Here is a 22,775-nt window from a genome sequence, read left to right as displayed (position 1 = left end):
GGCGCCGCCCCGGCGCCCGTGGACTGAAATATAAATTAAACAAATCCCAGCCAGCGCCGACACCCTTTCAAAGCCTTGCGGATTGAAACGACATGCGTAATAACCAGCCCATCACACAACGCGAACGCACATTCCCCGCTCAGCAACGGTTGATTTCCACGACCGATGCCAAAGGTGTGATCACGTATTGCAACGACGCCTTTGTGGAGATCAGCGGCTTTTCGCGTGATGAGCTGATGCGTGCCCCACACAACCTCGTGCGCCATCCCGATGTGCCGCCAGCGGTCTTTGACCACATGTGGACCACCTTGAAAAAGGGCCTGCCGTGGATGGGCATCGTGAAAAACCGCTGCAAGACCGGTGACCATTACTGGGTCAACGCGTATGTCACGCCAGTGTTTGAAAACGAGCGTGTGGTGGGATACGAATCGGTGCGGGTCAAACCGACTGCCGAACAGATTCGGCGCGCCGAAGCCCTGTATTCGCGGATTAACCGGGGCAAGCCTGCGATTCCACAGCGGGACAAATGGTTGCCGGTATTGCAGGACTGGTTGCCGTTCATTCTGGTCAGCCAACTGAGCTTCATGATTGGCGCCCTGCTCACCTCAAGCTGGGGGTTTGCGCTGGCTGCGGTGTTGTCGATTCCGCTGGGGCTGCTGGGCCTGAGCTGGCAGCAACGCGGGATCAAACGCTTGCTGCGTCTGGCGGAACAGACCACATCCGACCCGCTGATTGCGCAGATGTACACCGACAGCCGTGGCCCGCAGGCGCGCCTGGAAATGTCCATCCTCAGCCAGGAAGCACGCCTGAAAACCTGCCTGACACGTTTGCAGGACACCGCCGAGCATTTGAGCGATCAGGCCCGTCAATCCGACGCCCTTGCGCATCAAAGCTCCAGCGGGCTTGAGCGCCAGCGTCTGGAGACTGAGCAAGTGGCCACTGCCGTGAATCAGATGGCAGCCACCACCCAAGAAGTCGCCAGCCACGTGCAACGCACCGCCGACGCCACACAAGAAGCCAACCGCCTGACCAGTCGCGGCCGCGACATCGCTGGGGAAACCCGTGAAGCCATTGAGCGCCTGTCCGTGGTGGTGGGTGAAACCGGCGCCACCGTTACCCAACTGGCCAAGGACAGTGACGAAATCGGCGGCGTGGTGGACGTGATCAAAGGCATTGCCGACCAGACCAACCTGCTGGCCCTCAACGCGGCCATCGAAGCTGCCCGCGCCGGTGAAATGGGCCGTGGCTTTGCCGTGGTGGCGGACGAAGTGCGCCAACTGGCACAACGCACCAGCACCTCGACCGGTCAGATCCACAGCCTGATTGCCAAACTGCAACAGACCGCTGCGACCGCCGTACAAACCATGGACGCCGGGCATCGCCAGGCAGAAGAAGGTGTGGCGCGGGTTCTGGAAGCGGATCAGGCGCTGGTGGGGATCAGTGAAGCGGTGGCCAATATCACCGACATGACCACGCAAATTGCCGCTGCCACCGAAGAGCAAAGCTCAGTTGCGGAAGAAATCAGCCGCAACATCAGCACCATTGCCGACCTGGCTGACCAGACCTCCGATCAGGCCCAGCGCTCAGCGCAATTGAGCGAAGAGCTGACCCAGACCGTGAACGTGCAGTACTCGCTGGTGGAGCGGTTTAACCGCTGACCCGCCCCTGCCTCGCTACCGGACGCTATCTCGCGTTGCCCGGTAGCGACCAGGCAGGTTTCAACCCGTGCGCAATCCTGTCTGCCGCAGCGTCCAAATGGTGCGCATGGGTGTACCCCGACGCCTTGAGCGGCTTCAAATCGTGATCCCCCGCTGCCAACCACATCACGTCAATACTCGGCGCCAGGGTGTAACCCTGCACCGTTTCACGATTGCCCAAGGCATCGCGCGCTCCTTGAACGATCAGGGTTGGGGTTTTCAGCTCGGCCAAATGCGCAACACGCGGTTTTTCGGGCTTGCCCGAGGCATAAAACGGGTAGCCCAGGCACACCAGCGCATCCGCGCCCAACTCATCGACCACCAGGCTTGCCATGCGTCCGCCCATGGACTTGCCACCGATGGCAATTGGCCCAGCGACATGCCGTCGCACCTCGCTAAAAACCTCACGCCAGCATTCGAGCAGTTTGGCCTGTGGATTGGGAGGCCTTTTGCCACCATCCAGCCTGCGTTGCGCCATGTAGGGGAACTCGAAGCGAAGGACGTTAACCCCGCGAACGGCAAGGCGCTCAGCCATTTCACTCATCCACTGACTGTCCATTGGCGCGCCCGCGCCATGGGCCAGGATCAGGGTCGTACAGCCACCGGTGGACGCGCCATTCCATAGCCAGCCCCGCGCCTGCACGCACTGCGCCCATTGATCCCCGTCAATACCGACATCACCCGCTACCCCCATGCTTGCCTCGCTTTTAGTCTGCCTATAACTCCAGGCGCGCGTTTGCACGCACCTGATCCGTGGATGGGGAACCATGAACACTTCTACAAGTACCGCCTACAACTACAAGGTGGTCCGCCAATTTGCCATTATGACGGTGGTTTGGGGCATCGTCGGTATGGGGCTCGGCGTTTTTCTCGCCGCGCAGTTGGTCTGGCCTGAACTTAACTTCAATTTGCCTTGGACCAGTTTCGGGCGCCTGCGCCCATTGCACACCAATGCCGTGATCTTCGCCTTCGGCGGTTGCGCACTGTTCGCATCGTCGTTCTATTCGGTGCAACGCACCTGCCAGGCGACCTTATTCGCGCCAAAAATCGCGGCGTTCACCTTCTGGGGTTGGCAGCTGGTGATTTTGCTGGCCGCGATCAGCCTGCCGCTGGGCTTCACCAGTTCCAAGGAATACGCCGAACTGGAATGGCCGATCGACATCTTGATCACCATTGTCTGGGTCGCCTACGCCATTGTTTTCTTCGGCACGATCATGAAGCGCAAGACCAAGCACATCTACGTGGGCAACTGGTTCTTCGGCGCGTTCATCGTCACCGTGGCAATTTTGCACATCGTCAACAACCTGGAAATCCCGGTCAGCTTCACCAAGTCCTACTCCCTCTACGGTGGCGCTACTGACGCCATGGTCCAGTGGTGGTACGGCCACAACGCTGTGGGCTTTTTCCTGACGGCAGGCTTCCTGGGGATGATGTACTACTTCGTGCCGAAGCAAGCCGAACGTCCGATCTACTCCTATCGCCTGTCCATCGTGCACTTCTGGGCGCTGATCACCCTGTACATCTGGGCCGGTCCGCACCACTTGCACTACACCGCACTGCCGGACTGGGCTCAGTCGCTGGGCATGGTGATGTCGCTGATTCTGCTGGCGCCAAGCTGGGGCGGCATGATCAACGGCATGATGACCTTGTCAGGGGCGTGGCATAAGTTGCGCAGCGACCCGATTCTGCGCTTCTTGGTGGTATCGCTGGCGTTCTACGGCATGTCGACCTTCGAAGGCCCGATGATGGCCATCAAGACCGTCAACGCCCTCTCCCACTATACCGACTGGACCATCGGCCACGTACACGCGGGTGCGCTGGGTTGGGTCGCCATGATCTCGATCGGCGCCCTGTACCACATGATCCCGAAAATCTTCGGTCGCCCGCAGATGTACAGCCTGGGCCTGATCAACGCCCACTTCTGGCTGGCAACCATCGGCACCGTGCTGTACATCGCGTCGATGTGGGTCAACGGCATCGCGCAAGGCCTGATGTGGCGCGCAGTCAACGAAGACGGCACGCTGACGTACTCCTTCGTCGAAACACTGGTGGCCAGCCACCCGGGGTTTGTCGTACGTCTGATCGGTGGTGCGATCTTCCTCAGCGGCATGTTGCTGATGGCTTACAACACTTGGCGCACCGTGCGTAACGCCGAGCCCGCTGAAGTCGTAGCCGCCGCGCAGATGGCCTGAGGAGTTCGCCATGAAACATGAAGTCGTAGAGAAGAACATTGGCCTGATGCTGTTGCTGATGATTCTGTGTGTGAGTGTCGGCGGTCTGACGCAGATCGTGCCGCTGTTTTTTGAAGACGTGACCAACACCCCGGTGGAGGGCATGAAGCCTTACACCGCGTTGCAACTGGAAGGCCGTGACATTTACATCCGCGAAGGCTGCGTGCAGTGCCACTCGCAGATGATTCGTCCGTTCCGTGCCGAGACCGAACGTTACGGTCACTACTCGGTAGCCGGTGAAAGCGTCTGGGATCACCCGTTCCTGTGGGGTTCCAAGCGTACCGGTCCGGACCTGGCCCGCGTCGGCGCCCGCTACTCCGATGACTGGCACCGTGCGCACTTGTACAACCCGCGCAACGTCGTGCCCGAGTCGAAGATGCCTGCCTATCCATGGCTGGTGGCCACACCGGTCGATGACAGCCATACCCGCAAGAAACTGGAAGTGATGCGCATGATGGGCGTGCCGTACACCGACGAAGACATCGCCGGTGCCAAGGATGCGGTCAAGGGCAAGACTGAAATGGACGCATTGGTGGCTTACTTGCAGGGCCTCGGCACTGCGATCAAGAGCAAGAGGTGAGCCATGGTCTTGGAGATGAGTAGTGGAATGATTCGCGGCCTGGGCACTGTCGTGGTGGCAGTGGCCTTTATTGGCCTGGCGCTGTGGGTATTCAGCCCGCGGCGCAAGTCGGAATTCGAAGACGCGACCTTACTGCCTTTCAAGGACGATCCAGAAGCCATCAAACACGTCGAGCAAGAACAAGCGTCTAGGAGTAACAAAGCATGACCACCTTCTGGAGTATCTATATCTGCGTGCTGACCATCGGCACGTTGATTGGCCTGACCTGGCTGCTGGTTGGTACGCGCAAGGGTGAAACCAAAGGCGAAACCGTCGAGACCATGGGCCATGCCTTTGATGGCATTGAGGAATACGACAACCCGCTGCCGCAATGGTGGTTCATGTTGTTCGTCGGCACACTGGTATTTGGCGTCGGCTACCTGATCCTCTACCCCGGCCTGGGCAACTGGAAAGGCCTGTTGCCTGGGTATGAAAACGGCTGGACCGGCGTCAACGAATGGCAAAAGGAAATGGACAAGGCAGATGCCAAGTTCGGCCCGATTTTCGCCAAGTACGCCGCCATGCCCGTTGAGCAAGTGGCTCAGGACCCGCAAGCCCTGAAAATGGGCGGTCGCCTGTTCGCGTCCAACTGCTCGGTGTGCCACGGTTCGGATGCCAAGGGTGCGTTCGGCTTCCCTAACCTGGCCGACAACTCATGGCGCTGGGGCGGCGATGCCGACACCATCAAGGCCACCATCATGGGCGGTCGTATAGCCGCCATGCCCGCCTGGGGCGAAGTGCTGGGCGAAGACGGGGTCAAGAACGTCGCCGCTTATGTGCGTCATGACCTGGCAGGCCTGCCGTTGCCGCAAGGCGCCACGGTGGATCTGGCCGCAGGCAAGCAAGCGTTCGACACCACGTGTGTGGCGTGCCACGGGGCCACCGGTAAAGGCACACCGATCATGGGTGCACCTGACCTGACCCAGCCGGCCGCCTTCATCTACGGCACCAGCCTGGCTCAGTTGCAGCAAACCATTCGTCACGGCCGCCAGGGTCATATGCCGGCGCAGAACGAATTGTTGGGCAACGACAAGGTGCAACTGCTGGCCGCCTACGTGTTCAGCTTGTCCCACGGTAAGCAAGAGGAAAAATCAGCGGAATAATTTCCGGACATTTCCTGCCGCATCGTTTTGGTGCGGCAGTTCCCGCCTTCATGCGCGACCAAGTGTCGCACCTCCCAGCAGTCCCTCATTGCTCTCTCGCCATTCAGGACTAAGCTCTTAATTCTGTGCTTCGGCGTGCGCCGGGTTCAGGTCAAGCGAAAAAAATCGGTCAGTTGAAGGGCAGTGTTTCTGGCCACACGGTTGGGTTTATAACGGCTATCGTCGATTGTGGTCTTCGCCATGATGTCGTCTTGCCTTAATCGCACCCGGTTTTGTCCGTCCCACCCCCCTTCGCTTGCGTGCTCCATGCGTTTGATTTTCGTCGTGCAATTTAACCCTACGACACGTGTGGAAAGGGCGCAGAATCAGCGTTGGAAAGCATTGACCGAGGTCATGCTGCGTTGCAATAACCCTACGCTTTATACATACTTGCGCCCGATTTTTACTCCTAATAAAACACCTAAACCGTGGAACCTTAGAATGAGCACAGCAATCAGTCCGACTGCTTATAACTATAAGGTAGTCCGCCAGTTCGCCATCATGACGGTGGTCTGGGGGATCCTTGGCATGGGGCTCGGGGTTTTCATCGCTTCACAACTTGTGTGGCCTGAATTGAACCTTGGCCTTGAGTGGACGACCTTCGGCCGTCTGCGTCCCTTGCACACCAACCTGGTGATTTTCGCCTTCGGTGGTTGTGCATTGTTCGCCACCTCTTATTACGTCGTGCAGCGCACCTGCCAAACGCGTCTGATCTCCGATGCACTCGCCTCCTTTACCTTCTGGGGCTGGCAAGCGGTGATCGTCGGCGCCTTGATCACGTTGCCGCTGGGTTACACCACGACCAAAGAATACGCAGAGCTGGAATGGCCTTTGGCTATCCTGCTGGCCATCGTTTGGGTGGTCTACGGCATTGTGTTCTTCGGGACCATTACCAAGCGCAAAACCAAGCATATCTACGTGGGTAACTGGTTCTACGGTGCATTCATCATCGTAACGGCCATGCTGCACATCGTGAACCACGCCTCCCTGCCCGTGACGCTCTTCAAGTCCTACTCGGCTTACGCCGGTGCGACCGACGCCATGATCCAGTGGTGGTATGGCCACAATGCCGTGGGTTTCTTCCTGACCACCGGCTTTCTGGGGATGATGTATTACTTCGTTCCCAAGCAGGCCGAGCGTCCGATCTACTCGTACCGCCTGTCGATCGTGCATTTCTGGGCACTGATCACCCTGTACATCTGGGCCGGTCCGCACCACTTGCACTACACCGCACTGCCGGACTGGGCCCAGTCGCTGGGCATGGCCATGTCGATCATCCTGCTGGCACCGAGCTGGGGCGGCATGATCAACGGCATGATGACCCTGTCGGGCGCCTGGCATAAGCTGCGCACCGACCCGATCCTGCGCTTTTTGGTGGTATCGCTGGCGTTCTACGGCATGTCGACGTTCGAAGGCCCGATGATGGCCATCAAGACCGTCAACTCGCTGTCGCACTACACCGACTGGACCATCGGCCACGTTCACGCCGGCGCGTTGGGCTGGGTTGCGATGATCTCCATCGGCGCCCTGTACCACATGATTCCGCGCCTCTATGGGCAAAAGGCCATGTACAGCACCAGCCTGATCAACACCCACTTCTGGCTGGCAACGATCGGTACCGTGCTGTACATCGCGTCGATGTGGGTCAACGGCATCACCCAGGGCCTGATGTGGCGCGCCATCAACGACGACGGCACCCTCACCTACTCGTTCGTCGAAGCGCTGCAAGCCAGCCATCCGGGCTATATCGTTCGCGCCATCGGCGGTGCTTTCTTCGCCAGCGGCATGCTGTTCATGGCCTACAACGTGTTCCGCACGGTACGCGCCTCGAACCCGGTAGAAGCTGAAGCAGCCACCAAGATCGCTGTCGTTGGAGCCCACTGATGAAGCACGAAACAGTCGAGAAGAACATCGGCCTGATGGCCTTCTTCATGGTCATCGCCGTGAGCATTGGTGGTTTGACCCAAATCGTTCCGCTGTTCTTCCAGGACGTGACCAACACGCCCGTCGAAGGCATGAAGCCGCGCTCGGCACTTGAACTCGAAGGCCGCGACATCTACATCGCCAACGGTTGCGTTCAGTGCCACTCGCAAATGATCCGCCCGTTCCGTGCTGAAACCGAACGTTACGGCCATTATTCCGTCGCCGGGGAAAGCGTCTGGGACCACCCGTTCCTGTGGGGTTCCAAGCGCACCGGGCCGGACCTGGCCCGTGTCGGCGGCCGTTACTCCGATGACTGGCAACGTGCGCACTTGTACAACCCGCGCAACGTGGTGCCGGAATCGGTCATGCCCGCGTATCCGTTCCTCGTGGAGCGCAAGCTGGACGGCAAGGACACCGCGAAAAAAATGGAAGTCTTGCGCACGCTCGGCGTCCCTTACACCGACGAAGACATCGCCGGTGCCAAGGATGCAGTGAAGGGCAAAACCGAAATGGACGCACTGGTGGCATACCTCCAGGGCTTGGGCACCATCATCAAAAGCAAACGGTGATCTAGATGGATATCGGGATGATTCGTGGCCTGGGCACTGTCGTCGTGATGGTGGCTTTTATCGGTTTGGCGCTGTGGGTGTTCAGCCCGCGCCGCAAGTCGGAGTTTGAAGACGCAACCCTGTTGCCGTTCAAGGATGATCCCGAAGCCATCAAGCACGTCGAGCAAGAGCAAGCTTCTAGGAGTAACAAAGAATGACTACGTTCTGGAGTCTGTACGTCACAGTCCTCACTCTGGGTACCATCTTCGCCTTGACCTGGTTGTTGCTGGCCACCCGCAAGGGGCAACGCAGCGAACAGACTGACGAGACAGTTGGGCACTCTTACGACGGGATTGAAGAGTACGACAACCCGATGCCGAAATGGTGGTTCATGCTGTTTGTGGGCACCGTGATTTTTGCCTTGGGCTACCTGGTGCTGTACCCGGGTCTGGGTAACTGGAAAGGCCTGTTGCCGGGTTACCAGTACCTCGACCTGCAAAAGGAAACGCCGTTTGCCAATGGTCAGACAGGCTGGACAGGGGTTCACGAGTGGGAAAAGGAAATGGCCAAATCGGATGCCAAATTTGGTCCGATCTTCGCCAAATTCGCTGCCATGCCCATTGAGGAAGTCGCTAAAGATCCGCAAGCACTGAAAATGGGCGGCCGTTTGTTCGCGTCCAACTGCTCGGTGTGCCACGGTTCCGATGCCAAGGGTGCATACGGCTTCCCTAACCTGACCGACGCCGACTGGCGCTGGGGCGGTAGCCCGCAAGAGATCAAGACCACCATCATGGATGGCCGCCACGCGGTGATGCCGGGCTGGGCTGACGTCATCGGCGAGCAAGGCGTTAGCGACGTAGCCGCTTACGTGCTGACCCAACTGGACGGCCGCAAGCTGCCAGAAGGCGCCAAGGCTGATCCGGCCAAAGGCAAAGAGCTGTTCGCCACCAACTGTGCCGTGTGTCACGGTCCGGAAGGCAAAGGCAACCCGCTGATGGGCGCACCCAACCTGACTCACCCGGGCGCGTTCATTTACGGTTCAAGCTTTGCTCAACTGCAGCAGACCATCCGTTATGGCCGTCAGGGCCAGATGCCTGCACAAGCGGATCTGCAAGGGAACGATAAGGTTCATTTGCTGGCTGCTTACGTGTACAGCCTGTCCCACGGTGAAGACGCCAAGGCCGCTGAATAACCCAGTGGTTTGACCGCGTTGACAAAAAGCCCTGCCACCCAGTGTTGGCGGGGCTTTTTTACGCCATGAGAAACTGGACGTAACGCAATGAAACCGCTCTGGCCAAACGTGCTACGGGCTTTGCGGCCTGCAGCCAAACACTGAAGTCAATTGATCTGTGTCATGACTTGTTACAACTGCTATACCAAGTTCTGTTTTTTCGGAACGCGACCAAAGGTCGCACCCTTGAGCTAGAGTCACAGGCGTATCATTGCGCCACTGCAACACCTTCTGACTGCGGCCGGCACGCACTGGTCGCGGCATTTTTCCACTGCCGTGGGACGCACTAATGAGCAATCAGATTCCAGTACACGATGTAACGCCACCTGCCAAGAAGGCACCTGAAAGCGTCAACCTCTATGCTGCCCGGGAAAAGATCTACACCCGCGCATTCACCGGTTTGTTCCGCAATTTGCGAATGGTCGGGGGGGCTGTGCTGTTTTTGCTGTACTTCGGCACTGTCTGGCTCAACTGGGGCGGCCACCAGGCTGTCTGGTGGAACCTTCCGGAACGTAAATTCTTCATTTTTGGCGCCACCTTCTGGCCACAGGATTTCATCCTGCTGTCGGGCCTGCTGATCGTCGCCGCCTTCGGCCTGTTCTTCATTACTGTGTACGCCGGGCGTGTGTGGTGTGGCTATACCTGCCCGCAGAGCGTGTGGACCTGGGTTTTCATGTGGTGCGAAAAAGTCACCGAAGGTGACCGCAACCAGCGCATCAAACTCGACAAAGCGCCGATGAGCGCCAACAAGTTCGTGCGCAAGCTCAGCAAGCACAGCCTGTGGCTGCTGATCGGCTTTGTCACCGGCATGACCTTTGTCGGCTACTTCTCCCCCATTCGCGAGCTGGTGATCGATTTCTTCACCGGCCAGGCCGATGGCTGGGCGTATTTCTGGGTCGGCTTCTTTACCCTCGCCACCTACGGCAATGCCGGGTGGCTGCGCGAACAAGTGTGCATTTACATGTGCCCGTATGCGCGGTTCCAGAGCGTGATGTTCGACAAGGACACGCTGATCGTGTCCTACGACCCGCGTCGCGGTGAAGTCCGCGGCCCGCGCAAGAAAGATGCGGACTACAAGGCGCAAGGGCTGGGTGACTGTATCGACTGCACCATGTGCGTACAGGTGTGCCCGACGGGGATCGACATCCGTGACGGCCTGCAGATCGAGTGCATCGGCTGCGCGGCCTGTATCGACGCCTGTGACAGCATCATGGACAAGATGAACTACCCGCGCGGCCTCATCAGCTACACGACCGAACACAACTTGTCCGGGCAAAAAACCCACAAGCTGCGCCCTCGCCTGATCGGGTATGCACTGGTGCTGCTGACGATGATGGGCTTGCTCGCCGCCGCCTTCTTTACCCGCAGCCTGGTCGGGTTTGATGTCAGCAAAGACCGCGTGCTGTACCGCGAAAACGCTGAGGGCCGGATTGAAAACGTGTACAGCCTGAAGATCATGAACAAGGACCAGCACGACCATACCTACGTGCTCGACGCCACGGGCCTGCCGGACCTGAAACTGCAAGGCAAACGCGAGATCAAGGTAGCCGCCGGCGATATCGTCAGCATGCCGGTCGAGCTGTCGATTGCCCCCGAAGCGCTGCCGTCCAGCACCAATGAGGTGTATTTCATTCTCAAGGACGCGGACAACAGCGACATCAACGTTAAAGCCAAGAGCCGCTTCATCGGCCCCCAAATCAGATAAGAGAGCCTTGCCATGCCAGCACCAAAACCCTACAGCCCGTGGTACAAGCATCTGTGGCCGTGGATCATCATTGCCATTCTGGCTTGTTCGGTGACGCTCACGCTGTCGATGGTCACCATTGCGGTGAACAACCCCGACCACCTGGTCAATGACAACTACTACGAGGCGGGCAAAGGCATCAACCGCTCGCTCGACCGCGAGCTGTTGGGCCAGAACCTCAACCTTAAGGCGACGTTGCACCTGGATGGCATGACCGGTGAAGTGGTGCTGCTGCTTGAGGGCAACAGCCACCCGAAAACCTTAGAACTGAGCCTGATTTCGCCAACCCAGCCTGAAAAAGACCGCAAGGTGTTGCTGACCCAGAGCGAGTCGGAGCCGCGCCGTTACATCGGCCAGCTGGATGACAAGGTTGAAGGTCGTCGCTTCGTCGAGCTGCTGGGCGTCGAAGACGGCAAGACCTGGCGCCTGTTTGAGGAAGAAGAAGTCGGTCACGACAAAGACCTGTTGTTGGGTGACGAACCCCTGCAAGGCGCTGAAGACCACTCCAAACAGTAAACACATTGCCTGCAGGGCCGTCGTCACAGGGATACGCGAACCCTGCACCGTCGACCTTGCGGGCAATGATGTATGTTCAGCGCACAGCCTCGCGACAGACCGCCATGACCACTCCCGTTCCCTGCTATCACTGCGCCCTGCCCGTTCCGCCTGGCAGTCGATTCACTGCAATCGTTCTCGGTGAGACCCGCGAGTTTTGCTGCCCCGGCTGCCAGGCCGTGGCAGAAGCCATCGTCGCTGGCGGCCTGGAAAGTTATTACCAGCACCGCAGCGAAGCCTCTGCCAACCCTGAAGCGCTACCCGTGCAACTGGTGGAAGAGCTGGCCCTGTATGACCGTCCCGACGTGCAACAGCCTTTTGTGCGACACGAAGGGGAACAGGCAGAAACCACTTTGTTGATTGAAGGCATCAGTTGCGCGGCTTGTGGCTGGTTGATTGAAAAACACCTGCGCCGCCTGCCGGCGGTCAGCGAAGCACGCCTGAACCTGTCCAATCACCGCCTGCATGTGCGCTGGGCCGACAGCCAACTGCCCCTCAGTGATGTGCTGAGCGAATTGCGTCACATCGGCTATGCGGCCCACCCGTATCAGGCCGACCGCGCTACCGAGCAACTGGCCAGTGAAAACCGCCTGGCCTTGCGCCAACTGGGCGTCGCCGGATTGCTGTGGTTTCAGGCCATGATGGCTACCATGGCAACTTGGCCCGAATTCAACATCGACCTCAGCCCCGAGATGCACACTATCCTGCGCTGGGTCGCACTGTTTCTGACCACCCCCATTGTGTTTTACAGCTGCGCGCCGTTTTTCAAAGGCGCCATGCGTGACCTGCGTACTCGGCACCTGACCATGGATGTGTCGGTATCTCTGGCCATCGGCGGTGCCTACATCGCCGGTATCTGGACTGCCATTACCGGCATCGGCGAACTGTATTTCGACGCAGTGGGCATGTTTGCGCTGTTCCTGCTGGCCGGGCGCTACCTCGAACGTCGCGCCCGGGAGCGCACCGCCGCCGCGACCGCGCAACTGGTTAATCTGCTGCCCGCCTCGTGCCTGCGCCTGAGCAGTGACGGGCAAAGCGAGCGCATCCTGCTGACTGAACTCAAGGTCGGGGACAAGGTACTGGTGCACCCCGGTTCGATCTTGCCGGCCGATGGCAAGATCCTCGACGGGCAATCGAGTATCGACGAATCACTGCTGACCGGCGAATACCTGCCCCAGCCTCGCAGTCCCGGCGACGCGGTTACGGCGGGCACGCTGAACGTCGAAGGCGCCCTGACCCTCGAAGTACTGGCCTTGGGCCAGGACACGCGCCTGTCGGCCATCGTCCGCTTGCTCGACCGCGCGCAAAGCGAAAAACCGCGCCTGGCCGAAATTGCCGACAAGGCCGCGCAATGGTTTTTGCTGTTCTCGTTACTCGCAGCGGCTGCCATCGGGGTGTTGTGGTGGCAGCTAGACCCCTCCCGCGCATTCTGGATTGTGCTGGCCATGCTGGTAGCAACCTGCCCGTGTGCCCTCTCGCTTGCCACCCCCACCGCCCTCACAGCGGCCACCGGCACTTTGCACAAATTGGGCCTGCTGCTGACCCGCGGGCACGTGATCGAGGGGTTGAACCAAATTGACACGGTGATCTTCGACAAAACCGGAACCTTGACCGAAGGCCGTCTGGCGCTGCGGGCCATTCGCCCCCTGCGTGACCTGGACAGCGACCAATGCCTTGCGCTGGCCGCTGCGCTGGAAAACCGCTCTGAACACCCGATTGCCCGCGCATTCGGCCGCGCGCCACACGCCGCAGAAGACGTGCACAGCACGCCCGGCCTGGGCCTTGAAGGGCGCGTAGGTGTGCAGCGTTTGCGCATTGGCCAACCGGGGTTTGTCTGTGAGCTGAGCCAAGCGACCCTGCCGGACATGCCGCAGGAGCCGGGTCAATGGCTGCTGCTGGGGGACGCTCAGGGCCCGCTGGCCTGGTTCGTCCTTGATGACCGCCTGCGCGCTGACGCCCCTGCTCTGCTGGCGGCCTGCAAGGCACGGGGCTGGCGAACGCTGCTGCTGTCTGGCGATACTTCACCGATGGTCGACAGTGTGGCGGCCGAGCTGGGGATTGATGAAGCGCGGGGCGGCCTGCGCCCCGACGACAAATTGCACGTGTTGCAGCAGTTGCATGCCCAGGGCCGCAAAGTGTTGATGCTCGGTGACGGGGTCAACGACGTGCCGGTGCTGGCTGCTGCCGACATCAGCGTGGCCATGGGATCAGCAACCGATTTGGCCAAAACCAGCGCAGATGCCGTGCTGCTGTCCAATCGGCTGGATGCATTGGTGCAAGCGTTCAGCCTTGCCCGTCGCACGCGTCGGGTTATCATCGAAAACCTGTTGTGGGCAGGCCTGTACAACGGCCTGATGCTACCTTTTGCGGCGCTGGGCTGGATCACCCCCGTGTGGGCCGCCGTGGGCATGTCCATCAGCTCACTGACCGTGGTCTTGAACGCCTTGCGCCTGACGCGCATGCCGAAGCAGGCCAGCCCGCAACCGACCCTCGACCCTCAGCCGATGCCGGTCTGAAACGGCCGTCCGGAGTTCATATGCCAGCACTTTACGTCATGATTCCCGCAGCCTTGCTGATTGTCGGGGTCGCCATTTACATCTTCTTTTGGGCGGTGGACAGCGGCCAGTACGACGATTTGGACAGCCCAGCCCACAGCATTCTGTTTGACGATCAGGACCCGCAACACACTGCCGCCGTCGACGAGGCCAAAGGCCTGCACCCGGACGCCTCCAAAGACGACGATCAAAAAGCGCCGCCCCATGCTTGAATTGGCGCCCCTGCTGGTTTCAGCCGTCATCCTCGGCCTGCTGGGCGGTGGCCATTGCCTGGGGATGTGCGGCGGATTAATGGGCGCGTTGACGCTGGCCATCCCAAAAGAACAACGCAGCCGACGCTTCAGGTTGCTGGTGGCCTACAACCTCGGTCGAATTCTCAGCTATGCCGCAGCCGGTTTATTGCTCGGGCTCGCGGGCTGGGCCGTGGCCAACAGCCCGGCGGCGCTGTTCATGCGCCTCCTGGCGGGGGTGCTGCTGATTTGCATGGGCTTGTACCTGGCGGGCTGGTGGAGCGGGCTGACCCGTATTGAAAGCCTGGGACGCGGCCTGTGGCGCCATATCCAGCCGATTGCGACGCGACTGTTACCGGTATCGAGCATGCCGCGCGCTTTACTGCTGGGCGCACTGTGGGGCTGGCTGCCGTGCGGGTTGGTATACAGCACCCTGATCTGGTCAGCCAGCCAGGGCAGCGCGACCGACAGCGCGCTGTTGATGCTCGCATTTGGCCTTGGTACGTGGCCGGTGTTGCTGGCCACAGGGCTTGCGGCCGAGCGCGTAACGGCGCTGCTGCGCAAACGCAGCGTGCGCATGACGGGCGGCGTGCTGGTAATCCTGTTCGGCATCTGGACCCTGCCCGGCCCCCATCAACATTGGCTGATGGGGCACTGAGCCGGGCCGACCGAGGCCGCTCGCGACCCGCAATGGAAGCGTGCGCCTCATACCCCTTCGCTGCCGCGTGCCTGGACCGCGACGAAAAACCTTGCAACCACAGCGCTTGATGCAAATCAAGATGCAGCAGTGACTCACCCCCTAGACTCGCGATCATTGCCAGCCATCCCGGGGGATACCCGCATGCTCGACGCCATTCGTTGGGACTCAGATTTAATTCGCCGTTACGACATGGCCGGACCGCGCTATACCTCGTATCCAACCGCCATGCAGTTCAACAGCCAGGTCAGCGCGTTTGACCTGCTGCACGCCTTGCGTGAAAGCCGCAAGGCGTTGCGCCCTCTGTCGTTGTATGTGCACGTGCCGTTCTGCGCGAACATTTGCTACTACTGCGCCTGCAACAAAGTCGTGACCAAAGACCGGGGTCGCGCTCAGCCGTATCTGCAACGCCTGGAGCAGGAAATCCAACAGATCGCCTGCCACCTCGACCCCAAGCAAAAGGTTGAACAACTGCACTTTGGCGGCGGTACCCCGACGTTCCTCAGCCATGACGAACTGCGCCAGTTAATGGGTAAGTTGCGCCAGCATTTCAACCTGCTGGACGATGACTCCGGCGACTACGGCATTGAGATCGACCCGCGCGAGGCCGACTGGTCGACCATGGGGCTGTTGCGCGAACTCGGGTTTAACCGGGTCAGTATCGGCCTGCAGGACCTCGACCCGCAGGTACAACGCGCGGTAAATCGCCTGCAAAGCCTGGAAGAGACCCGCGCTGTGATTGACGCGGCGCGTACCCTGCAGTTTCGTTCGATCAATATCGACTTGATCTACGGCCTGCCCAAACAGACACCCGAGGCGTTCGCACGCACGGTCGAAGAGGTCATTAACCTGCAGCCGGATCGCTTGTCCGTGTTCAACTACGCGCACTTGCCTGAACGTTTCATGCCACAGCGCCGCATCAATGCAAGCGATTTGCCTTCACCCGCCGACAAGTTGCTGATGCTGCAACACACCATTGAGCAGTTGACCCAAGCCGGCTATCGCTACATCGGTATGGATCATTTCGCCCTGCCGGATGACGAACTGGCCATTGCGCAGGAAGAAGCCACCCTGCAACGCAACTTTCAGGGCTACACCACCCACGGTCATTGCGACCTGATCGGGCTCGGTGTTTCGGCCATCAGCCAGATCGGCGACCTGTACTGCCAGAACAATAGCGATCTGGCGCAGTACCAGAACACGCTGGCCAGTGCGCAGCTCGCCACCAGCCGGGGGTTGATCTGCAATCAGGATGACCGGATTCGCCGCGAAGTGATTCAGCAAATTATCTGCAACCTGCACCTGCCGTTTGCGCGCATCGAACAGGCGTTCAACATCGACTTCAGGGGGTATTTCGCGGCCCAGTGGCCAGCACTGGAAGAGATGGCGCAAGACGGCCTCATCGCACTGGACAGTGACCAGTTGACTGTTCTGCCCGCGGGGCGGTTATTGGTGCGCTCGGTGTGCATGGTGTTTGATGCCTACCTGGAACAGCAAAACCGCCAGCGCTATTCGCGGGTTATTTAGCGGCTAACGAAGCGGTCTTGAGCGCGTCATCGCCGCTCAAATCTTTCATGGCCTTGGCCAGGCTGGCGTTGAGCGTGATCAGACTGGCCGTCAAGCTGGAAATCTCGCCCTGCAACGCAGACGCTTGAGCCTTGGCCTGTTCCGGGCTCAGGCTGCTGTTGGTCAACACTTGTTGCAGTTGCTGCTGCTTCTCGGCGATCTGTTTTTTGACCTCGCGAATCATTTTCAGCAGCTTCTGAATGTTATCGGGCAAGCCGCTGTCTTCGATGTCGTTGTTATTAGCCTTTTGTGCACCGGCTGCTTTGAGGGCAGCGCCGGAAATAGTTACCGACACGCCTTCGGCTGGCGCAGCGGCATCTACTTCAAGTGTCGCGTTTTTATCGGCCGTTTTCGGGTTCTGTGCATTCTGCGCAGGCACCGCGATATGCAACATGCCACTTTGACCCAGGGTTACTCCACCCATCGACGACATCTTCCCTGCTCCCTTTATCAACGATAACTTTTATATCGGCCACATCCTGCCTTCCTTGAGACCTACGCCCACAAAGGGTGCACTGGTCTGGATTCCCGTGCTGAGTTACCCTTGTAACTTATGTGTGTTTTCCCACAAGGATTAAAGAAATGTCTGAGCCAGTAAAACTGCGCGCTCATAACCAGGCTCACTGCAAGGATTGCAGTTTGGCGCCTCTGTGCTTACCACTTTCATTGAATCTGGAAGACATGGACGCGCTGGATGAGATCGTCAAGCGAGGCCGCCCCCTAAAAAAAGGTGAGTTCCTGTTTCGCCAGGGCGATACGTTTGGCTCGGTGTACGCAGTACGTTCTGGCGCGCTCAAGACATTCAGCTTGAGCGACAGCGGCGAAGAGCAAATCACGGGCTTCCACTTGCCCAGTGAACTGGTCGGCCTGTCCGGCATGGACACCGAAGCCTATCCGGTGTCGGCACAGGCGCTGGAAACCACTTCGGTGTGCGAGATTCCGTTTGAGCGTCTCGATGAACTGGCGCTGCAACTGCCTCAACTGCGTCGTCAATTGATGCGTGTGATGAGCCGCGAAATCCGCGACGATCAACAAATGATGCTCTTGCTGTCGAAAAAGACCGCCGATGAACGTATTGCCACGTTCCTGGTTAACCTGTCTGCCCGCTTCCGGGCTCGCGGGTTCTCGCCCAACCAATTCCGCCTGAGCATGTCACGCAACGAAATCGGCAACTACCTGGGCCTGGCCGTTGAAACGGTCTCGCGGGTGTTCACGCGCTTGCAGACTGACAAATTGCTGAGCGCCGAGGGCAAGGAAGTGCACATCCTTGATCCAATCAAGCTGTGCGCGCTGGCAGGCGGATCCCTGGAAGGCTAAAGCCGCTATACTGGCGCGCTTAATGCACGCCAGGACACTCCCACACCATGGTCTTCAACGACTTCTGCTTAAAATCGCTGATCCGCCCGGTCATTGACTTTCCCAAGCCGGGCGTGATTTTTCGCGACATCACCCCGCTGTATCAATCCCCCCGCGCCATGCGCGTGATTGCCGATTCGTTTATCGAACGCTACGTAGAAGCCAACTTCACCCACATTGGCGCCATGGATGCACGCGGGTTTCTGATCGGATCGGTGCTGGCTCACCAGCTCAACAAGCCCCTGATCCTGTTTCGCAAGCAGGGCAAACTGCCGGCGGATGTGATCGCTGAAGGCTATCAGACCGAATATGGCGAAGCGTTTCTCGAGGCGCACGCAGACAGCTTGTGCGAAGGCGATTCGTTGCTGATCGTGGATGACCTGATTGCCACAGGCGGCACATTGATTGCTGCCGCCAATCTGGCACGGCGCATGGGAGCAACAGTCTTTGAAGCGGCGGCCATTATTGACCTGCCAGAGTTGGGCGGCTCAAAGCGTCTGAATGACATCGGCATTTCGACTTTCAGCCTGACTGAGTTTTCACTGACCGAATAAAGCGTCGCCCTTGTTGCCATGATCGGCAGCAAGGGCAATTGCCTCACAGCGCGATAGGTTTGCGCCCGGCGAACGAATGCGCCAGTGTGCCGCCATCTACCAATTCAAGCTCGCCACCCAACGGTACACCGTGGGCGATGCGCGAGGCGATCAACCCTTTGCTGTGCAACAACTGGGCGATGTAATGCGCAGTGGCCTCGCCTTCGACCGTCGGGTTGGTGGCCAGGATGACTTCCGTGAAGGTGCCTTGCGATTCAATCCGCGCCATCAGCTGCGGAATGCCAATCGCCTCTGGCCCCAAGCCATCAAGCGGCGACAAATGCCCCTTGAGCACGAAGTAACGACCGCGATAACCCGTTTGCTCCACGGCATAGACGTCCATCGGGCCTTCCACCACACACAGCAGGGTGTCATCGCGACGCAGGTCCGCGCATTGCGGGCACAGATCGTCTTCGGTCAGGGTGCGGCACAACCGGCAATGCCCCACGCCTTCCATCGCCTGACTCAACGCCAGCGCCAGACGCGAGCCACCACTGCGGTCACGCTCCAGCAACTGCAGAGCCATGCGCTGCGCGGTCTTTTGGCCCACGCCCGGCAAAGTGCGCAAGGCATCAATCAGTTGGCGAATCAGGGGGCTAAAGCTCATAGGGAAAAGTCCGACAAAACAACGAGAGGCGGTTTATACCCGCCCGGTCAGGCAGCGTCAAATTCTCTCGACACCCCCGCAGCCTGCGACAGCGACGACAAAAAGCGGACAAAAAAAAGCCGGGCGCGGAGCCCGGCTTTCCAAAAGCGCCTTAGAACGGCAGCTTCATGCCCGGTGGCAATTGCATGCCCGCGGTCACGCCGCTCATTTTGTCCTGGCTGTTGGCTTCGATCTTGCGAACTGCGTCGTTGACGGCCGCAGCGAACAAGTCTTCCAGCACTTCGCGGTCATCATCGCTCACGCCTTCCAACAAGCTTGGGTCAATGCTGACACGCTTGATGTCGTGACGCCCGGTCATGACCACGCTCACCATATCGCCACCCGCCTTGCCGGTAACTTCTGCGTTGGCCAGTTCTTCTTGCATCTTGGCCATCTTTTCCTGCATCTGCTGCGCCTGCTTCATCAGGCCGGCCATGCCACCTTTCATCATGGGAATCACCTCAAATAGTCTATGCACACGATGCCCATGGCCTTGGACCACGGGCTGAAATTTTTTATCCGCCGTTACACACCCTGGGGCTCGACCACGTCGACAGGTTCAATCGTATCGTCGCGCACGGATGCGTCGAACTGTTGAATCATTTGCTGGACCAACGGATCGCCATGGATCGACTCCTCCGCCAGACGCTGACGCTCGGCGCGCATGCGGGCGGCCGCTTGCGCCGGGGTTTCCTGCTCGGGCTTGATCAGCTCGATGGTGACTTTAACCGTGCGTTGTAAGTACTGGTTCAGGGCATCGTTCAAGCGGCGCTGCTGGGTCGCGTTAAACAACGCACTGTGCGCCGGGTCCAGGTGCAGCAGCCACTCATCCCCTTCAGCCGAGATCAATGTGCAGTTGGCACCAATGCTCGCCGTCATACCCGATACCGGTAAGTTGGGGAACATGTTCAGCCATTCAAGGGCCAGCCCTGTTGCCGGCATCGCGGCTGGCAACGGTTCAGGCTCCGGCGCGGGCTCATGCTCGGCAGCATGCTCACTGGCCAGTTCGTCCAGATAACTATAGGCCGCCGAGTCCATGTCCGGCTCGATGTAATCTTCATCCAGCGGTGGCTCGTCATCGCGGTCCATGCCTGAAAGGGCCGCATCGACTTGCTCGGCGGTCGGCTCCGGGATCGCTGCGGACGTCCATTGCGGCGCGTCGGGCACAACGCTGTCCGGGGTAGGCAACGGCATCGGTGGCAATGCTGGCGGCTCACTGACGGTGTCCAGCACCGGCTCGGGGGCAGGTTCCTGCTCAACCACCGGCACAGCAGGCTCATTCCACGGCAAATCGATTTCCGCAACCGCAGGCGCGGGGGCAGGCGTCGGTTGCGGAGCAACCTCCGGGACAGGCACCACTAAGGGCTGCGGCGCCACCTCGGTGGTCGTCGCCACGGATTGAACGGAATCAACTGTGGCCTGGCTGATCCCCACGGGCTTTAGCGGCTGACTCGGTGCGTCCCCGGTGTCGGCAGGACGGAAAGCCAGCATGCGCAGCAGCACCATCTCAAAGCCGCCACGCGGGTCTGGCGCGAGGGGCAAATCACGGCGGCCAATCAGGCCCATCTGGTAATAAAACTGCACATCTTCGGCGGGCATCGCGTGCGCCAGCGCCAACACCCGATCCCGGTCGCCGTGGCCATTGTCTACGCCCTCAGGCAATGCCTGGGCAATCGCCACGCGGTGGAACACGTTGAGGATTTCCGACAGCACGCCATTCCAGTCCGGCCCCTGCTCGGCCAAATGACGCACGGCCTCAAGCAAGGCTTTGGCATCGCCCTGAATCAAGGCGTGGAGCAGGTCAAATACCTGACCGTGGTCCAGCGTACCGAGCATGGCCCGCACATCCGCGGCCAGCACTTTACCTTCACCGAACGCAATCGCCTGATCGGTCAGGCTCATCGCATCGCGCATCGACCCATCGGCCGCACGGCCGAGCAGCCACAGCGCATCGTCTTCAAACGGAACGTTTTCGACACTCAGTACATGGCTCAAGTGTTCGACCACACGCTCCGGGGTCATGTTCTTGAGCGAGAACTGCAGGCAGCGGGACAAAATGGTCGCCGGCAGCTTTTGCGGATCAGTCGTCGCCAGGATGAACTTGACGTAGGGCGGCGGCTCTTCAAGGGTTTTAAGCAGCGCATTGAACGAATGGCTGGAGAGCATGTGCACTTCGTCGATCAGGTAGACCTTGAAGCGCCCGCGGCTAGGCGCGTACTGCACGTTATCGAGCAGCTCGCGGGTGTCTTCGACTTTGGTGCGGCTGGCCGCATCGATTTCGATCAGGTCGACAAAACGGCCTTCGTCGATTTCGCGGCACACCGAACACTCGCCACATGGGGTCGAGGTGATACCTGTTTCACAGTTCAGGCATTTGGCGATGATCCGCGCAATGGTGGTCTTGCCGACGCCACGGGTACCGGTGAAAAGGTAGGCGTGGTGCAAGCGCTGACTGTCCAGGGCGTTGATCAGAGCCTTGAGCACATGGGTCTGGCCGACCATTTCGCGGAACGAGCGCGGACGCCATTTACGTGCAAGAACCTGATAACTCATTGATAACCGTCGCGTCTAAAAAGCGGAAGGCGCTAATGCTAGCGGAGCAAGGCCAAAATTGCATCCGATGTGGCCGTCTAATCTGGCTATGCTGCTGCCTGACGGGCTATTTCTATCATTTTGGCCCCTGCCGGAGACCGTATGCGCTGGACCCACTGGATACTGCTACTGGCCGCATTACCCTGCCAGGCCCAACCACCGCCCTTGCGCTTCGCCATCGTGGACAGTTGGGCAATGCCCATGGTGCGGCACGAGAATGGCCAGCCCACCGAAGGGATTCTCTTTGATGTGATGCAAAGCCTGGCACAGCACGTCGGACACCCGGCGCACTTTCAAGTACTGCCCCGTGCGCGGGTTCAGAGCGCCATGGACCATGGCGAAGTGGATGTGCGTTGCTTTGTCAGCCGTTCATGGGTCGGCCCGAACGCCGACCAATATTTGTGGAGCGAGCCCCTGATCCAGCAACGCGATGTCCTGGTGGGCACGCGTCAGCGCCCTGCCCCCGTCGATCTGCAGTCCCTGGAACGGCAATCGGTCGGCACTGTACTCAGCTACACCTACCCCTCACTGCAACCCTTGTTTGATGCGGGCAAATTGCAGCGCGATGACGCTCGCAGCCAGGATCAAGTGTTGCAAATGCTGATCATCGGACGCTTCAACTATGCGGTAAGCAATCAATGGGCTGTGGACTGGATTAACAAAGACCTCCAGCCGGCTGACCAACTGCACGCTGTGGCGCTGGTCCAGGAGCAACGGCTCGGCTGCATGGTGCGGGACGATCCGCAGCTACCCACAGGAAAAATCCTCAACACCCTGTCTGCCATGCGCCAATCCGGGGAGATTGAGCGCATCATTTCTCGCTACACCGCGCCCACCCCGCTGTGACGGC

At 59.6% G+C, this 22,775-nt stretch carries 23 protein-coding genes; 18 read left to right on the top strand and 5 right to left on the bottom strand.

Annotated elements, in window-relative coordinates; all coding sequences use genetic code 11:
• The first annotated feature begins 92 nt into the window (after positions 1-92).
• The gene (gene aer / locus HBN61_RS06995; RefSeq protein ID WP_170046411.1) at positions 93-1,658 is read left to right on the top strand and encodes a methyl-accepting chemotaxis protein Aer; all 1,566 of its coding nucleotides are present in this window, start codon (positions 93-95) and stop codon (positions 1,656-1,658) included.
• A 25-nt stretch (positions 1,659-1,683) separates the two neighbouring features.
• On the opposite strand, the gene HBN61_RS06990 is transcribed toward aer, so the two are convergent.
• Positions 1,684-2,391 (bottom strand): alpha/beta family hydrolase, encoded by a 708-nt coding sequence (locus tag HBN61_RS06990; protein WP_169964293.1) that lies wholly within the window; start codon positions 2,389-2,391, stop codon positions 1,684-1,686.
• 73 nt (positions 2,392-2,464) lie between these two features.
• Between HBN61_RS06990 and ccoN (HBN61_RS06985) the strand changes: the two genes are divergently transcribed.
• The 14 genes from ccoN (HBN61_RS06985) to hemN all read left to right on the top strand — a co-directional run bounded on the left by ccoN (HBN61_RS06985) (position 2,465) and on the right by hemN (position 16,699).
• Entirely contained in the window at positions 2,465-3,889 is a 1,425-nt protein-coding gene (ccoN, locus tag HBN61_RS06985) for a cytochrome-c oxidase, cbb3-type subunit I (RefSeq protein WP_047275220.1), read from the top strand.
• 10 nt (positions 3,890-3,899) lie between these two features.
• A complete protein-coding gene (gene ccoO, locus HBN61_RS06980) occupies positions 3,900-4,508 on the top strand; it encodes a cytochrome-c oxidase, cbb3-type subunit II (protein ID WP_094994537.1) in 609 nt (202 codons plus the stop codon).
• Between the two features lie 15 nt (positions 4,509-4,523).
• On the top strand, positions 4,524-4,715 hold the full coding sequence (locus HBN61_RS06975) for a cbb3-type cytochrome oxidase subunit 3 (RefSeq protein ID WP_094994567.1): 192 nt from the start codon (positions 4,524-4,526) through the stop codon (positions 4,713-4,715).
• Positions 4,712-5,650, top strand: a complete 939-nt coding sequence (gene ccoP, locus HBN61_RS06970) for a cytochrome-c oxidase, cbb3-type subunit III (protein WP_094994538.1) — start codon at positions 4,712-4,714, stop codon at positions 5,648-5,650. The genes HBN61_RS06975 and ccoP (HBN61_RS06970) overlap by 4 nt, the downstream gene beginning before the upstream one ends.
• A gap of 480 nt (positions 5,651-6,130) precedes the next feature.
• Entirely contained in the window at positions 6,131-7,573 is a 1,443-nt protein-coding gene (ccoN, locus tag HBN61_RS06965) for a cytochrome-c oxidase, cbb3-type subunit I (protein ID WP_094994539.1), read from the top strand.
• On the top strand, positions 7,573-8,181 hold the full coding sequence (gene ccoO, locus HBN61_RS06960) for a cytochrome-c oxidase, cbb3-type subunit II (RefSeq protein WP_047275230.1): 609 nt from the start codon (positions 7,573-7,575) through the stop codon (positions 8,179-8,181). The genes ccoN (HBN61_RS06965) and ccoO (HBN61_RS06960) overlap by 1 nt, the downstream gene beginning before the upstream one ends.
• 5 nt (positions 8,182-8,186) lie before the next feature.
• Positions 8,187-8,378, top strand: coding sequence for a cbb3-type cytochrome oxidase subunit 3 (locus tag HBN61_RS06955; protein WP_080960189.1), 192 nt, complete (start codon positions 8,187-8,189; stop codon positions 8,376-8,378).
• Positions 8,375-9,352 carry a cytochrome-c oxidase, cbb3-type subunit III gene (gene ccoP / locus HBN61_RS06950; RefSeq protein ID WP_170046410.1) on the top strand — a complete coding sequence of 326 codons (978 nt, stop codon included), beginning with the start codon at positions 8,375-8,377 and terminating at the stop codon, positions 9,350-9,352. The genes HBN61_RS06955 and ccoP (HBN61_RS06950) overlap by 4 nt, the downstream gene beginning before the upstream one ends.
• A 328-nt stretch (positions 9,353-9,680) precedes the next feature.
• Complete coding sequence (gene ccoG / locus HBN61_RS06945; RefSeq protein ID WP_094994541.1) at positions 9,681-11,096, top strand: cytochrome c oxidase accessory protein CcoG; 1,416 nt, start codon at positions 9,681-9,683, stop codon at positions 11,094-11,096.
• A 12-nt stretch (positions 11,097-11,108) separates the two neighbouring features.
• Entirely contained in the window at positions 11,109-11,651 is a 543-nt protein-coding gene (locus HBN61_RS06940) for a FixH family protein (protein ID WP_094994542.1), read from the top strand.
• Between the two features lie 104 nt (positions 11,652-11,755).
• A complete protein-coding gene (locus HBN61_RS06935; RefSeq protein ID WP_170046409.1) occupies positions 11,756-14,206 on the top strand; it encodes a heavy metal translocating P-type ATPase in 2,451 nt (816 codons plus the stop codon).
• A 20-nt stretch (positions 14,207-14,226) separates the two neighbouring features.
• A complete protein-coding gene (ccoS, locus tag HBN61_RS06930; RefSeq protein ID WP_094994543.1) occupies positions 14,227-14,457 on the top strand; it encodes a cbb3-type cytochrome oxidase assembly protein CcoS in 231 nt (76 codons plus the stop codon).
• Positions 14,450-15,133 (top strand): sulfite exporter TauE/SafE family protein, encoded by a 684-nt coding sequence (locus HBN61_RS06925; RefSeq protein ID WP_094994544.1) that lies wholly within the window; start codon positions 14,450-14,452, stop codon positions 15,131-15,133. Before ccoS ends, HBN61_RS06925 begins: the two co-directional genes overlap by 8 nt.
• 183 nt (positions 15,134-15,316) lie before the next feature.
• Positions 15,317-16,699: an oxygen-independent coproporphyrinogen III oxidase gene (gene hemN / locus HBN61_RS06920; protein ID WP_094994545.1), complete on the top strand. Its 1,383-nt coding sequence runs from the start codon at positions 15,317-15,319 to the stop codon at positions 16,697-16,699.
• Here hemN and HBN61_RS06915 read toward each other — a convergent pair.
• Positions 16,692-17,162, bottom strand: a complete 471-nt coding sequence (locus HBN61_RS06915) for a hypothetical protein (protein ID WP_262373512.1) — start codon at positions 17,160-17,162, stop codon at positions 16,692-16,694. The two genes, hemN and HBN61_RS06915, sit on opposite strands and share 8 nt — an antisense overlap.
• Before the next feature lie 158 nt (positions 17,163-17,320).
• Between HBN61_RS06915 and HBN61_RS06910 the strand changes: the two genes are divergently transcribed.
• The gene (locus tag HBN61_RS06910) at positions 17,321-18,055 is read left to right on the top strand and encodes a fumarate/nitrate reduction transcriptional regulator Fnr (RefSeq protein WP_094994546.1); all 735 of its coding nucleotides are present in this window, start codon (positions 17,321-17,323) and stop codon (positions 18,053-18,055) included.
• A gap of 47 nt (positions 18,056-18,102) precedes the next feature.
• Positions 18,103-18,648 (top strand): adenine phosphoribosyltransferase, encoded by a 546-nt coding sequence (locus tag HBN61_RS06905; protein WP_170046408.1) that lies wholly within the window; start codon positions 18,103-18,105, stop codon positions 18,646-18,648.
• Between the two features lie 43 nt (positions 18,649-18,691).
• On the opposite strand, the gene recR is transcribed toward HBN61_RS06905, so the two are convergent.
• From recR to dnaX, 3 genes are all read right to left on the bottom strand, one after another.
• On the bottom strand, positions 18,692-19,294 hold the full coding sequence (recR, locus tag HBN61_RS06900; protein ID WP_047275252.1) for a recombination mediator RecR: 603 nt from the start codon (positions 19,292-19,294) through the stop codon (positions 18,692-18,694).
• 151 nt (positions 19,295-19,445) lie between these two features.
• Positions 19,446-19,784 carry a YbaB/EbfC family nucleoid-associated protein gene (locus HBN61_RS06895; RefSeq protein ID WP_017527493.1) on the bottom strand — a complete coding sequence of 113 codons (339 nt, stop codon included), beginning with the start codon at positions 19,782-19,784 and terminating at the stop codon, positions 19,446-19,448.
• Between the two features lie 74 nt (positions 19,785-19,858).
• Positions 19,859-21,886 carry a DNA polymerase III subunit gamma/tau gene (gene dnaX / locus HBN61_RS06890; protein WP_170046407.1) on the bottom strand — a complete coding sequence of 676 codons (2,028 nt, stop codon included), beginning with the start codon at positions 21,884-21,886 and terminating at the stop codon, positions 19,859-19,861.
• A gap of 141 nt (positions 21,887-22,027) precedes the next feature.
• Between dnaX and HBN61_RS06885 the strand changes: the two genes are divergently transcribed.
• Positions 22,028-22,771, top strand: a complete 744-nt coding sequence (locus HBN61_RS06885; protein WP_094994549.1) for a substrate-binding periplasmic protein — start codon at positions 22,028-22,030, stop codon at positions 22,769-22,771.
• Positions 22,772-22,775: the final 4 nt, after the last annotated feature.

The organism is Pseudomonas sp. WS 5071, from assembly GCF_012985765.1.
GTDB classification, from domain to species: Bacteria; Pseudomonadota; Gammaproteobacteria; order Pseudomonadales; family Pseudomonadaceae; genus Aquipseudomonas; species Aquipseudomonas lundensis_A.
Note: the sequence above shows the minus strand (reverse complement) of the source record. Positions and strands in the feature narration are given on the sequence as shown.